The organism is Chelativorans sp. J32 (assembly GCF_000518985.1).
GTDB lineage: Bacteria > Pseudomonadota > Alphaproteobacteria > Rhizobiales > Rhizobiaceae > Chelativorans.
In genome coordinates this window covers 24833-39056 of sequence record NZ_JAEQ01000001.1, presented here as the reverse complement: position 1 = coordinate 39056, position 14224 = coordinate 24833, and the positions used below count along the sequence as shown (strand labels likewise).

Below are 14224 nucleotides of genomic sequence, written 5' to 3'. Positions count from 1 at the left end.
GCAGTCTTGATTGTCATGCGCGGAGAGGAAAAGGCATGCCGGGGCTGAACCCGCTATGCGGCGGGGCTCACGGGCCTCAAGCCCATAGAAGGATAGGATTCCGAAGCGCGGCTCGATGGGCCATGGCTTCCGTGGCAGCATTGGCTTCGACGGCTCTGAGCGCGACCATGGCTGGCGCGCAGCAGGCAGGCTCGCGCGTCGGCTTGTCCATCACGACCATGGAAGTCATTCAGCTTTCGGTCTTTGCCGGGGTCCTCGGAGCCGCATTCATTTCAGCCATCTGGCTCATCCGCGAGCGCGGCCGCACAGCTTCGGAAAATGTCGAACTGAAGAACCGGTTGGCCGAGCTTTCCGGCGCACTCTCCCGCGCGGAAGCTCTCCTCAATCTAAAAGACCAGCGGATCATCGTTTGGCAGGGCAATCAGCGACCGATCGTTCTGGGCGATCTGGCGCCTGAAAGCGGCGTGCCGCAAGACCGGAGCACCTTCCTTGCTTTCGGCCGCTGGCTCACACCACGATCAGCCTCCGCACTCGATCGTGCAACGGCGGCGCTTCGCGAGACCGGCTCGGCCTTCGACCTGGTGGTGGAAACCCGCGAAGGTCTTCTGTTCGAGGTGCAGGGCCGGAAGTCGGCGTTGCATGCGATCGTCCGTTTCCTGTCGCTGTCGGCAGTCCAGGCGGAAAATGCCCGGCTCAAGCTTGAACACCAGCGACTGCGCGCCGACCAGGAAAGCATGCTTGGTCTCATCAATGCGCTCGACATGCCTTTCTGGCTGCGCGACGAAATGGGCCGGCTCAAATGGGTCAATTCGGCCTATGCCCGGGCAGTCGAGGCGGAGGAGCCGCTAACGGCTACGGCGGAGGGGCGCGAGCTTCTTCCATCCACCGCGCGCGAAGCCATCGCCCGCCACCACAAGGACCAGGCTGTTTTCAGCGAGCCGCTCTCCACGGTGGTCGGCGGCGACAGGCACCTCTTTGCCATAACCGATTTTGCCGGTCCGCAGGGCAGCGCGGGCATCGCCCTCGATACGAGCGACGTCGATGCGCTGCGGCGCGAGTACGAACGCACCTTGCGCAGCCACGCGGACACTTTGGACCAGCTCACGACAGCGGTCGCCATCTTCGATGCGGAACAGAAGCTGAAATTCTACAACCAGGCTTTCCAGAAGCTCTGGTCGCTCGATACGCGCTTCCTGGATGCCGGGCCGGAAAATGCATTGCTGCTGGATCGCCTCCGCAGCGAGGGGAAACTTGCGGAACAGCCGGAGTGGCGGCGCTGGAAGGAGCAGCTCCTTTCCGCCTATCGCGCTGTCGAACCGCAGGAGCATTGGTGGCATCTGCCGGATGGCCGAACCATCCGCGTGGTGGCGACCCCACAGCCGAAGGGCGGCGCAACCTGGGTCTTCGAAAACCTGACCGAGAAAATCGACCTGGAAAGCCGCTACAACGCCATCGTGAAGGTGCAGAGCGAGACGCTGGACAATCTTGCAGAAGGCGTCGCGGTGTTCGGTCCGGACGGTCGCCTGCGCCTGTCAAACCCCGCCTTCCGCACGCTCTGGGGAATCCCGGAAAAGCTGATCAGCCCTGATATCCACATCGCCATCCTCAAGGCCGCCTGCGATCCGGTTGCTCTGGAGAGTCCGTGGGCCGAGTTCGTCGGAGCGGTGACCGGCTTCGATGACGAACGGCGCGACAGGCATGGCAGGACCGAGCTCATCAATGGCACGGTCCTGCACCATGCGATCGTGCATCTGCCCAACGGGCAGGTGATGCTCACTTTTGTGGATGTAACGGACAGCGTGAATGTCGAGCGCGCGCTGAAGGAAAAGAACGAGGCCCTGGAGAAGGCCGACAAGCTGAAGAACGATTTCGTGCAGCACGTCTCCTATGAGCTGCGCTCGCCGCTGACCAATATCATCGGCTTCACCGAGCTTTTGGGGCTGGAGACGACCGGGCCGCTCAACCTGCGCCAGCGGGAATATGTGGACCATATCGGCTCCTCGTCCTCGCTTCTCCTGACGATCGTGAACGACATCCTCGATCTCGCGACCGTGGATGCCGGCATCATGGAGCTGGAGATCGGCGAAGTGGAAATCCGCCCGCTCATTAAGGCGGCCGCGGATCTTGTGGCTGAGCGTCTGCGCGAACATGACATTCAGCTCGAAATCGCGGTCGAAGCAGCGCCGGCGAGCTTCCACGCCGACGAGCACCGCATCCGTCAGATCCTGTACAATCTCCTGAGCAACGCGGCGAACTACACGCCGGATGGCGGTCGGATCGCGCTTTCCGCCAAGCGCACCGGCAATGCGGTGGAGTTCTGCGTGCACGACAACGGGCCCGGTATCCCGCCGGAGGTGCTTGCCACCATTTTCAAGCGTTTCGAGCCCAGCGGAAAGGGAGGCCGGCGGCGCGGCGCCGGTCTGGGGCTTGCCATCGTGAAGAGCTTCGTCGAGCTCCATGGCGGCACGGTCGACATCGACACCGGCCCCGGCCGCGGCACGGCGGTGACCTGCCGCTTCCCGGTGGCTCCCAGCGGTTTCCGTGCCGCGGCGGAATAGCATGCCCTCCTTCACACGCTTTCTCCCCGACGAGACGGCAAGCATCCGCCTGGGTGAGGACCTCGCCCTGGCGCTCCGTCCCGGAGATGTCGTCGCCCTCCACGGAGATCTCGGCGCGGGCAAGTCCACGCTCGCCAGGGCGATCATCCGCGCGATTGCAGCGAACCCCGAATTGGAAGTGCCGAGCCCCACATTCACGCTCGTCCAGAGTTATACCCTCCGCATCCCAGTTCACCATTTCGACCTCTACCGTTTGTCGGGTCCCGAGGAATTGGAGGAACTCGGGCTATCGGACGCGCTTGCGGACGGGATCGTCCTTGTCGAGTGGCCTGAACGCGCGCCGGGCGCCTTCCTGACCGCGATAAAAGTGAAGCTGAGCGAGCAGGGCGAAGGCCGGCAGCTCGAGATCGAAGCGCCGGCAATCGCGGCGGAGCGGATCGCCCACTCCTTCGATATTCGAGGCTTTCTGGAGCAGGCCGGCTATCCGGATGCGCAGCGAACCTATCTTCTCGGCGATGCCTCGATCCGCGCCTATGAGACCATCGCCACTGGTGGCAAACGCCTGATCCTGATGGACGCTCCGGAACGCCGTGACGAGCCAATCGTCCAGGACAGTCTGCCCTACAGCAAGATTGCGCGGCTGGCGCAGTCGGTCACGGCCTTTGTCGGCGTTGCCAATGCGTTGCGTGCAGCTGGTTTTTCAACTCCGCAAATCTATGCGCAGGACCTGAAAGCGGGGCTGCTCCTTACAGAACATCTGGGGGATGAGCCTTTCCTAGGCAGCGGTGGAACCCCGATTCCCGAGCGCTATCTCGCCGCCGCAACGCTGCTTGCGGAACTGCATGAGCAATCCTGGCCGAAGCGCTTTCCTGTCGCCGAAGGAACCGATTACGTGCCGCCGCCCTATGACCGGGCAGCGCTCGCCATCGAAACGGAGCTTCTGCTTGACTGGTACCTGCCTTACGTGAAGGAGCGCGCGGCAAGCGAAGAGGAGAAAGAAGAGTTCCGGCAGCTATGGTCAGGCCTGTTCGGACGCCTCGAAGCTGCGGAACGGAATCTTGTCCTGCGCGACTATCACTCGCCCAACATCATCTGGCGAGGCGAGAGAATGGGGCGCGATCGGCTGGGCTTGATCGATGTGCAGGATGCGGTCTGGGGACCGGGAGCTTATGACGTCGCTTCGCTCGCCCTCGATGCCCGCGTCACCATCTCTGAGGAGCTGGAACGCAGCGTGGTTGAGGCTTATTGCTCGGCCCGCCGTTCGCCAGGCTTCGATCGCCGCTCCTTCGAGGAGGCATATGCAATCACCGCCGCGCAGCGGAACACAAAGCTGCTCGGGATTTTCGTGCGACTTTGCCAACGCGACGGCAAGCCTGTCTATCTGCGCCACCTGCCGCGCATCCGCGCCTACTTGAACCGCGCGCTCGCCCATCCCGCACTCGCCGATCTGGCAGCGTTCTACCGGCTGCAGGGCTTTCTCGACGGAGACACCGAATGAAAAGGCCGGAAAGGGCCATGGTGCTTGCGGCGGGACTTGGCCTCCGCATGCGGCCACTCACCGAAACGAGCCCGAAGCCTCTCATTCCCGTGGGCGGCAAGCCCCTCATCGACTGGAGCCTCGACGCGTTGCAAAGAGCAGGCGTGCATGAGGCGGTCGTCAATGTCCACTATCTGGCGGACATGATGGTCGAGCACCTCAGGGGTCGCACCGCACCGCGCATCCTGATTTCTGACGAGCGGAAGACACTGCTCGATTCCGGCGGCGGCATCGTCAATGCGCTGCCCCTTCTTGGGGACAACCCCTTCTTCGTCCTCAATGCAGACACATTCTGGATCGATCGCTCGCAAGACAATCTCGGTCGGCTCGCGCTTGCATGGGACCCCGGCCGGATGGATATTCTGATCCTGCTTGCGGATCTCGCATCCGCGACGGGGCACACGGGGAAGCTGGATTTCACGATGGATGCGGAGGGGCGGCTTGAGCGGGCGGTCGGCAGTCCGGAGGGTTATATCTATGCAGGCGGCGCCATCCTGAACCCCCGCATTTTCACTGGCACTTCGGCTTCGCCGCACTCTCTCAATCTCCATTTCGACCGCGCCATTGAAGCAGGCAGGATGTACGGGCTGCCCCTCGAAGGCCATTGGATCACCGTCGGCACGCCGGACGCGATTGCGCCTGCTGAAACGGTGCTGCGGAAGCTTCACGTGGTGTCGTGAGCACGGACCGGACAAACCCGCACGTCTTTTCGATCCCCCCCGGCGTGCCGTTTTTGCCGACACTCGCCGATGCTCTCCTGGAAGGCAGCCTGGTGCCTGGATATCGCTATGACGGCGACCCGCTTTCCCTGGCCGATGCCACAATATATCTGCCGACCCGCCGTGCGGCGCGCGAACTGAGAAGCGTCCTGGTCGACCGCCTTGGCGGGGCATCCGCCATCCTCCCCGTGATCCGCCCGCTCGGTGAGTTCGAGGCGGAGCTTACCGACCTGAGCGGAGAAGGCGGTGCGGCTCAGCTCGACCACGAGCCCCCGATATCCAAGCTCGATCGGATTCTGCTTTTGGGACGGCTGGCGCAGGCGTGGAAAGCACGCGTGCCCGCGCATGTGGCGGCGCTTTTCGAGGAAGGCGTGGTCGTTCCCGCGTCCGTGAGCGACGGCCTCTGGCTTGCCCGCGATCTCGCCGCGCTGATGGACGAGGTCGAGACGGAGGAAGCGGACTGGAGCAAACTTGCCGAGCTCGTGCCGCAGGAGCTTGCCGGCTGGTGGCAGGTGACGTTGGAATTCCTCACCATCGTCACTAAGGTCTGGCCCGAACTTCTCGCGGAGCAAGGGCGCTCCAATCCGGCTGCGCACCGGAATGCGATGCTTGCAGCGGAGGCGGCGCGGCTCAGGCGCAATCCCCCGCACGGACCAGTGATCGCCGCGGGCTCTACCGGCTCGATTCCGGCGACCGCACGCCTGCTTGGCACGATCGCCCGGCTTGAGAAAGGCGCAGTGGTGCTGCCGGGGCTCGATTTCGAGCTGGATGAAGACTCCTGGCGCTCGGTGGGCGCCAGCGATCAGCCTTCTGCCTGCGGCCACCCGCAATTCGGGCTCAAGAAGCTTATTGGAACAATCGGCGTGCCTCGCGGAGAGATCGTCGAGCTCGCATCACCGGTTCCGTTGCTTGCAGCTCGCCGGCGCCTCGTGAGCGAGGCGCTGCGTCCCGCCGACACCACAGATCTTTGGGCGACGAACCGCCCGGTAGTCGACCAGGCGCTGACGCAGGGGGCGCTTGAAGGTGTGAATCTGATCGAGGCGGCGAACGAGCGCGACGAAGCGGCCGCGATCGCCGTTGCCTTGCGCCATGCCATTGCACGTGATGGGACGACTGCAGCGCTTGTAACACCGGACCGCGCCCTGGCGCGCCGGGTGGCGGCCGAACTCAGGCGCTTCGGCATCCGCGCTGACGATTCCGGCGGCAGCCTGCTTGCCGATAGCGTGCCCGCCACGCTCTTTCGCCTGATGCTGGAAGCGGTCTGCCGGCCAAAGGAACCCGTCGTGATCGTGGGCCTTCTGAAGCACCCGCTGCTTCGGCTGGGCCTGGCGCGTGACAAAGTGCGAAGGGCTGCGGAGATCGTCGAGCTGATAGGTCTGCGGGGCGGAACGGGGCGGCCCGATGTGGCCGCCCTGTCCAGCCTTTTCAGCCAGCGCCACGAAGCACTCACGCGCGCTCCGCGCAAACCCTTTTGGCTGAGCCGGCTCAGCAGCAGTGATCTGGCCGATGCGCATCAGGTGCTTTCCTCCCTGGAGCGGGCCTTGCAACCCCTGGCCGCGCTGCGAGATGCCGGTGAGCTTGATCTTCCGGCCCTTGCTCGCGCTTCGGTCGAAGCGGTCGAAGCGCTGGCGCGTGACGAAGAGGGAACGTGTAGTGAATTTTATCGGGGCGAGGCGGGAGATGCCCTCGCCCGCTTTTTGCGCGAGCTGGTAATTTGCCGCCACGGCACCAAAGTAAACCTTTCCGAATGGCCGGACGTCTTCGCCGCCCTGATCGCTGGCGAGATCGTAAAACCGGCAATGGGGGCTGACCAGCGTATCGCCATCTGGAGCACACTCGAAGCACGCCTGCAAAGTGTCGATTTTCTTGTGTTGGGCGGGCTCAACGAAGGCATATGGCCCGAGGCGCCGCGTTCCGACCGTTTCATGTCGCGCCTGATGAAAGGCGAACTCAAACTGGAGCCGCCGGAGCGGCGCATCGGCCTTGCCGCACACGATTTCATGATGGCGCTCGGTACTCCGCAGGTGGTGCTTGCCCGCTCGACCCGTGCGGAGGGTGCGCCGGCCGTAGCTTCCCGCTGGCTGCAGCGGCTCGCCGCTTGCGCCGGCCCATCGCAAACCGCCGCTATGCGCAGGCGCGGCCAGCGCTTCATCGCCTGGGCGCACGCCCTCGAAGCGCGGGACGATGTGCCGTTCGCACCCCGCCCCTGCCCCAGGCCGCCGCTCGAAGCCCGGCCGAAACGGTTCTCGGTCACCGAGATCGAAACGCTGCGTCGCGACCCCTACGCCGTCTACGCCCGGCGTATTCTCGGGCTGATGCCGCTCGATCCGCTTATCCGCGACCCGGGTGCCGCGGAACGCGGCACGCTCTTTCACGACATCCTCCAGGCCTTCATCCAGTCAGGCGTCGACCCGACTGCGCCGGATGCACTGGAAAGGCTGCTCGATGCCGGGCGACGGCTTTTCGCCGAAACGAAGCTTCCGGTCGACGTCGAGACGGTATGGTGGCCTCGCTTTGAGCGCACGGCCCACGGCATCATCGGCTGGGAGCGCGCCCGTGCGGAGGGTATTGCCGAACGCCATGCGGAAATACGCGCTTCGGCGATCGAAGTCGGGATCACGGGCAAGCTCCTCTCGGGTCGTGCCGACCGCATAGACATCCGCACCGACGGGCGCGCCGAGATCATCGATTACAAGACTGGCTCCAACCCCTCGAAAGTGCAGGCCCATCGGCTTCTGGCACCACAGCTCGCACTTGAGGCGGCACTTCTTGCGCGCGGCGCCTTCGCCGAACTGGGCCAACCGCAACCGGCCGAACTCTGTTACGTGCGGCTCAGGGCGAATGGCTCGGTAGAACCGGAATCGATGCTGAAGATCAAGGACAGCGAGAAGACCGGGCAGGAGCTTGCCGAGGAAGCCTGGCAGAGGCTGGAGCGGCTGCTCGCCTGGTACGATATGGAACTGGCCGGCTACCTTTCTCGCGCTCTTCCTTTCAAAGAGGGAGATATGGAAGGCGACTACGACCATCTGGCGCGCGTGCTCGAGTGGTCGGCCGGCGGTGATTCCGAACAAGGCGAGGCGGGATGAAGAAAATCTTCCGCATTCCCGAAGACACGTTGCAGGCCCAGGCGCTTGCTTCGGACCCGTCGCTTTCGGCCTGGGTGTCGGCCAATGCCGGCTCCGGTAAGACGCATGTATTGGCGAGCCGTGTCATCCGGCTTTTGCTCAAGGGTACCGATCCGTCAAAGATCCTCTGTCTCACCTATACGCGCGCGGCAGCGGCCAATATGGCGAACCGCGTCTTCGAGAATCTGGCCAAATGGAGCCTGCTTTCCGACGCGGAGCTTGCCGAGGAGATCGCGAAACTCGAAGGAACGAGGCCTTCATCCGGGAAGCTCCGCCGCGCCCGGCAACTTTTCGCCCGCGCATTGGAAACGCCCGGCGGCCTTAAGATCCAGACCATTCACGCCTTTTGCGAAGCCATCCTGCACCAGTTCCCATTGGAGGCGAATATTGCGGGACATTTCCAGCTGCTCGACGAGCAGATGGAAGAGGCGCTGTTTGCAGAAGCGCGGCGGGATCTCCTGACGAGCATCGCCGCCGAGACCGATGGTCCATTGGAAGAGGCCTTTGCGGAAGTGCTGGAACGCGGCGGCGAAAGCGGATTGCAGACGCTGCTCACCGAAATCGTCGCGAGGCGCGACGAGCTGCGCCGCTTCATCGATGAAATCGCCGATGACGGCAAACCCTATTTCGCGCTTCTTGCCGAATTTGGCTTCAAACCGGGGGAAACGGCCGAGGCGATCGCGAGGCAAGCGTGGCCTGTCCCCGGCTTTGACGCAGGGGCATATTCGCTCTTCGTCGAAGCGGCTCTGGAGACCGAGGCAAGCCGCGTGCTGACCGGCATTGTGCCGGCGGCCTCGCAGGCTTTCGGAGAGGCTGATCCGGTCCTCCGCCTTGATCTGATGGCCAAGGGTTTTCTCAAGGCCGACGGAGATCCCTACGGCGAGACAACCTTCAAAGCCGCGCTCAGGAACCGGCTGCCCGGCATTTACGAACGATATCTCGAAGCAGCGGAATTCCTGCGCAGAACATGTGACCGCCTCGCGCTTTTGCGTATGCTTACCGCCACAACGGCAGCGCTAAGCATCGCCGACGCCTTGATCACCCGCTACGAGCGGCTCAAGCGCGCACGTGGCTTTCTCGACTTCAACGACCTGACCATGCGGACTGTTCGGCTGCTGGCGAGGCCGGATGTTGGCCCATGGGTACAATATAAGCTCGACCGCGGTATCGATCACATCCTTATCGACGAGGCCCAGGACACAAGCCCCGAGCAATGGCGCATCGTCCGGCATCTGGCAGACGAATTCTTCGCCGGCGAAGGATCCCGGAATGTCGAGCGGACGATCTTTGCCGTCGGCGACGAAAAGCAGTCGATCTACTCCTTCCAGGGGGCTGAGCCTGAAGCCTTTGCCGAAAGCGGGTTCACCTTCCAGTCGCTTGTGCCGGCTGCGGGCGGCCGCTTCGAGCGCGTTCGGCTTACCCGGTCTTTTCGCTCGGCGGAGGACGTGCTGCGCGCGGTGGACATGGTCTTCTCGCGAGAAGAGGCCCGCCGTGGGCTGACGCGCGATCGCGAGCCCATCGAGCACAAGGCCATCCGGGATAACGCCCCGGGTTATGTCGAGGTCTGGTCGCCCCTCAGTCCCGAGATCGTGGAAGAGCCCGATGATTGGACACAGGCGATCGATCACGCTTCAGCGCCGGCTGCAAAACTCGCCGAGGTGATCGCCGGGAGAATAGAGAGCTGGCTCAAAAGCGGCGAAATGCTCGAAGGCAAGGGGCGACGGCTGAGACCCGGCGACATCATGGTGCTGGTGCGCAAGCGGGACCGATTCGTGCATGCCTTGTCGCGCAGCCTCAAGAACAGGCGGATTTCGGTTGCAGGCGCAGACAGGCTGCGGCTGACCTCACATATCGCGGTGAAGGACCTGACCGCGCTCGGGCGCTTCCTGCTTCAGCCGCACGACGACCTTTCGCTTGCAGCCATCCTGAAGAGCCCGCTGTTCGGGCTCGATGAAGATGCGCTCTTCCAACTCGCCTGGCCCCGCGAAGAAAGCGTCTCGCTTTTCCAGGCTCTTCAGGCAAAAGCTAGAACCGAACAACAGTTCGCGATCATCCGGGACACCTTGCTTGAGTGGCAGACGGATGTGGCTTTCAAACCCGTATTCGAGTTTTATGCCGGCGTTCTTGCAGGCACAACCGATCGCGAGGGGGCGCGCGGTCGCTTCGTGGCGCGGCTCGGCCATGAAGCAAACGACATCCTCGACGAGTTCCTCTCCTTCTGCCTGACCGCCGAAAGGACCGGCCTCGTCGGCCTCGAGGCACTGCTTGACACGCTCGAGGGAGCGGCGCCCGAGATCAAGCGCGAGATGGATCAGTCGCGCGACGAGATCCGGATCATGACCGTGCACGCAGCCAAGGGCCTCGAGGCGCCCGTGGTGTTTCTCGTGGACCCTGGAAGCGCACCGGTGAGCAACAGCCATCTGCCGTGCCTCATGCCTTTCCGCATGAAGGAGCTTCCAGTAAGAGGCTTTCTGTGGCGGCAGGGCAAAGATCTTGCCAACTCTGTCGCGCGCGGTTTTGAGGCCGAGGTGCGGGAAAAGGCGGAGGAAGAATATCGCCGCCTCCTTTATGTGGGGATGACCCGCGCGGAGGACAGGCTGATCGTCTGCGGGTATCACGGGGTGCGCGGCCCCGCCCCCTCCACATGGCACAGCCTCGTTCACCAGGCCTTCATCGGCCAGCCCTGCACGGAAGAGCTGAGCACGCCGGAAATCTGCGCACCGGTGCTTCGCTTCCGCGTGACACCCCCAGTGGAGATGCCGCAAGAGGAGGGCGAAGGGGTCGAGGCGGAAACATTCGACCTTCCCACCGAACTGACCGAGGCTCTCCCGCCCGCACCCATCATACCGCGGCCGCTCTCACCCTCGCGCGCAGCCGTGCTGATCGAGGACGGATACGAACCGGCCGTCCTGAAGCGCTCGCCCGTTCTGGATGATCCGGCGGCACCCGGATTGGCGCTCGGAAGGGGCAATGCAGTGCATCGGCTTTTGCAGGTACTGCCGGAACTTGCGCCCGTGGAACGGGAGGATGCCGCCCGAGGCTATCTTACCCGCGTGGGCGCTGCCTGGCCCGGCGACGAGGTGGAGAACGCCTGCCGCTCAGTCCTCGCAATCCTGGAGGACGACCGCTTTTCGCCCATCTTCGCACCCGGATCCCGCGCGGAAGTTTCCGTGATGGGTAAGATCGTTCTTCACGGCACCCCGCGCGCCGTGAGCGGCAAGGTGGACCGCCTCGCCGTGACCCAGGACCAGGTCCTTCTGGTCGATTATAAGACCAACAGGCCTGCGCCTGAGTCCCTCTTCGAGGTGCCTGAGGCCTATATTGCGCAGCTGGCGCTTTACGCCGAGCTCTTACGCCCGCTCTACCCGGGGAAAACCATCTCCGCCGCGCTGCTCTTCACGGAAGTTCCGCGCCTCGTACCGGTCAGCGAGAACGCCATGGCCGCGGCACTTGCCCGCTTAGGCGGGTCAAGACAATGAGTCGAAATCTGCCCTGTTGGCACAGCCGAGCAACCGACGCCGATGGCGCCCCAACCTCCCCTCAGGACAGAACTGGAACGATCGAGAATAGATCATTGAAGGATCGGATGTAGCTCGGCGAGCAATATGCGCGGCAGCCCGGAGAGGGGGATGAGGCTGCCGCTTGTTTTGTCCGGTTCGGCGGGGGACAAGCCTTTTCCGGACTTCGGCGGAAATCGGGCGTCCCCCCGGCAACAGTTATCAGCGCCTTGCTGAACCTGAAGAGCGGCCAAGTTACCCCATGCGGCGGGCGCCTACCTGAAGCCTCGAATTCCGCTCTTGTGGGAGGCCGCTGTCAGAATGGGTCCGACCGACCATGAAGATCCGAGCGTCTCGGCCGTTCAGCTCGGGCTCGCTCTCCACAAAGGAGTTGCATGCTTGCCTCACTCACGGGAGCGTGACAAAAGTACTTCTTGAACTTATTTCCGCGCGGCCCCACATCGTGGAGGACGATTTCGAGACAAGGAGAGCCTGATGGCCACCGTTAAGGTCGATACCGGCAATTTTCAGACTGATGTTCTGCAGGCAAGCGAGCCGGTCGTCGTGGATTTCTGGGCGGAGTGGTGCGGTCCCTGCAAGATGATCGCCCCCGCTCTCGAAGAGATCTCAACCGAGATGCAGGGCAAGGTGAAAGTCGCCAAGCTCAATATCGACGAGAATCCCGAACTTGCTGCGCGCTATGGCGTGCGTTCCATCCCGACGCTCATGCTCTTCAAGAACGGCGAAGTCGCGGACATGAAGGTGGGCGCGGCTCCGAAGACCGCTCTTTCGGCTTGGATCGGCGGCGCAGTCGCCTGATCAGCAGACAATTCGACTTTAGGAAGCCCGGTGAAAACCGGGCTTTTCCTTTTTCGGCCCCCGCCGACTGCCATTCACCGCCGTTCCGCTGTTTTGATGCACTATTCAGCATCGGCCCGAAAATCGGAATCGGTTTCGGAAAGGAGATACGTCGATTCAACAACTTACAGCGTCCCTGTGCGTCCGAATGGGCGCGCGGCGCTGTAGTCGCCCTACTTCAGCAGGGCCGCACCTCCGGCTCCCCCTTCGCCGTCGCTTCCCGGCACCTGCGATCCGGGAGTCTCCTGCGGCATTCAGGACGATTGCCTACTTGCACCGTAGGGCCTGCAGCGCCGTGCATTCCTCGGCGCGCATGATGGACGCAGCAAGTGATCTACGCACCGTGCTCTCGAACCGAATTTCGGCTTCTCGGCCGATGCCTGAAAGCAAGGTGCCGCATGCATGAAGGCCGTGCTTTCCTGTCCGTTCACGCCGCCTGGGGGACCCGTTCCCCTGCAAGCCTGTAGGATATGGCTTCGGCGAGATGGATGCGGCCAACCTTTTCCTGCCCCTCGAGATCAGCCAGCGTGCGGGCGACCTTGAGCACCCGGTGATAGGCGCGGGCAGAAAGCCCCATCTTCTCACTCGCCTCCTGGAGCAGGGACAACGCATTGGGGTCGGGCGCAGCCACCTCTTCGATAAGAGCTGCCGAGCAGCGTGCGTTGGTGGTCGAGGACGGCAAACCGAGAGCCGTGTACCGTTCTTCCTGGATCTTTCGAGCACGTGCGACGCGTTCCGCCACAACGGTGCTCGCCTCGGCCTTGCTGGGCCGGATCAAATCGCTCGCGGAAACTGCCGGAACCTCGATCCGGAGATCGATCCGGTCGAGGAAGGGACCGGAGATGCGGGCCTGATAGTCCGCCTGGCAGCGTGGTCCCCGTGCGCAGCGGTGCCCCGGCTCGCCCGCCATGCCGCAGCGACACGGATTCATCGCCGCAATGAGCTGGATTTCCGCCGGATAGCTTACCCTATGATTGGCGCGTGCAATCACGCATTCACCGGTCTCGAGCGGCTGACGCAGCGAATCGAGCACCTGCGGCGTGAATTCCGGCAGCTCGTCGAGGAAAAGCACGCCGCGATGGGCAAGCGAAACCTCACCGGGTCGAGCTCTCAGCCCTCCACCCACCATCGCCGCCATGGAAGCGGAGTGGTGTGGCGCTCGAAACGGCCGCCGGTCGGAAAGGCGTCCATCGGCCAACTCGCCCGCGATCGACGCGATCATGGAGACTTCCAGAAGCTCGCGCGGCAAAAGGGGCGGCAGGATGGATGGCAAGCGCTGCGCCAGCATGGACTTTCCCGCGCCGGGAGGACCCACCATCAGAAAGTTATGATACATTAATCAAGAGCAGAGAGAATGCGACATGGCAAAGGTATATTCCTACGTCCGTTTTTCCACGCCTGAGCAGGCGAGGGGCTCGACCCCGTATTCTCCGCGGTAATCGTCGATGAACGCGATCATCGTCTATGGGCGGTCGAGCTCCGCCATCGCAAAATAAGCACTCGCCTTGCGCAGGATCTCATTGGCCTGCCGCAGCTCGCGGTTCTCGCGCTCCAGGGCCTTCAGCTTCTCGGCAACCTCGGTGGGAATGCCGGCGCGCACGCCGCTGTCCACCTCCGCCTTCTTCACCCATTCGTTGAGCGTCTGCGCCGTGCAGCCGATCTTGGCCGCGATCGACGAAATGGCCGCCCAGCGCGACGGATGCTCCCCCTCGTGATCCAAAACCATCCGAACCGCGCGGGCCCGGACCTCAGATGAAAATCGATTCGCCGTATTGCTCATGATGGCTCCTACTTCTCAAGAGTTGGAGCCTGCGGCAATCCCGGCGCGGTTCATTGACTTGCTCTCGTTGAAATGAAACCAGCGGCACAATAAAGGTAATACCTGGAATTTGAGCGCTTGATGAACTTTCCCATTCGGACACAACTCCCC

The 14224-nt window shown here is 63.3% G+C and carries 6 protein-coding genes, 2 pseudogenes and 1 other annotated feature; of the genes and pseudogenes, 6 read left to right on the top strand and 2 right to left on the bottom strand.

Translation table 11 applies throughout. From position 1 onward, the window contains the following. Window positions 1-35 precede the first annotated feature (35 nt). The 6 genes from CHEJ32_RS0100175 to trxA all read left to right on the top strand — a co-directional run bounded on the left by CHEJ32_RS0100175 (window position 36) and on the right by trxA (window position 12255). Entirely contained in the window at window positions 36-2558 is a 2523-nt protein-coding gene (locus CHEJ32_RS0100175; RefSeq protein ID WP_028032026.1) for a PAS domain-containing sensor histidine kinase, read from the top strand. A 1-nt stretch (window position 2559) separates the two neighbouring features. After that, window positions 2560-4056 (top strand): tRNA (adenosine(37)-N6)-threonylcarbamoyltransferase complex ATPase subunit type 1 TsaE, encoded by a 1497-nt coding sequence (tsaE, locus tag CHEJ32_RS0100170; RefSeq protein WP_028032025.1) that lies wholly within the window; start codon window positions 2560-2562, stop codon window positions 4054-4056. Beyond that, the gene (locus tag CHEJ32_RS0100165) at window positions 4053-4775 is read left to right on the top strand and encodes a nucleotidyltransferase family protein (protein ID WP_028032024.1); all 723 of its coding nucleotides are present in this window, start codon (window positions 4053-4055) and stop codon (window positions 4773-4775) included. Before tsaE ends, CHEJ32_RS0100165 begins: the two co-directional genes overlap by 4 nt. After that, entirely contained in the window at window positions 4772-7900 is a 3129-nt protein-coding gene (addB, locus tag CHEJ32_RS0100160; protein ID WP_028032023.1) for a double-strand break repair protein AddB, read from the top strand. The genes CHEJ32_RS0100165 and addB overlap by 4 nt, the downstream gene beginning before the upstream one ends. Continuing rightward, window positions 7897-11418, top strand: coding sequence for a double-strand break repair helicase AddA (addA, locus tag CHEJ32_RS0100155; RefSeq protein WP_028032022.1), 3522 nt, complete (start codon window positions 7897-7899; stop codon window positions 11416-11418). Before addB ends, addA begins: the two co-directional genes overlap by 4 nt. Window positions 11419-11931: 513 nt before the next feature. Continuing rightward, entirely contained in the window at window positions 11932-12255 is a 324-nt protein-coding gene (trxA, locus tag CHEJ32_RS0100150) for a thioredoxin TrxA (RefSeq protein WP_028032021.1), read from the top strand. Between the two features lie 466 nt (window positions 12256-12721). On the opposite strand, the pseudogene CHEJ32_RS23515 reads toward trxA, so the two are convergent. Beyond that, window positions 12722-13624: pseudogene (locus tag CHEJ32_RS23515) on the bottom strand (YifB family Mg chelatase-like AAA ATPase); the annotation flags it as partial. Window positions 13625-13701: 77 nt separating this feature from the next. Beyond that, window positions 13702-13793: a sequence feature (AL1L pseudoknot), on the bottom strand. Continuing rightward, window positions 13703-14074: pseudogene (locus tag CHEJ32_RS0100140) on the bottom strand (transposase); the annotation flags it as partial. Its footprint overlaps the feature before it by 91 nt. Window positions 14075-14224: the final 150 nt, after the last annotated feature.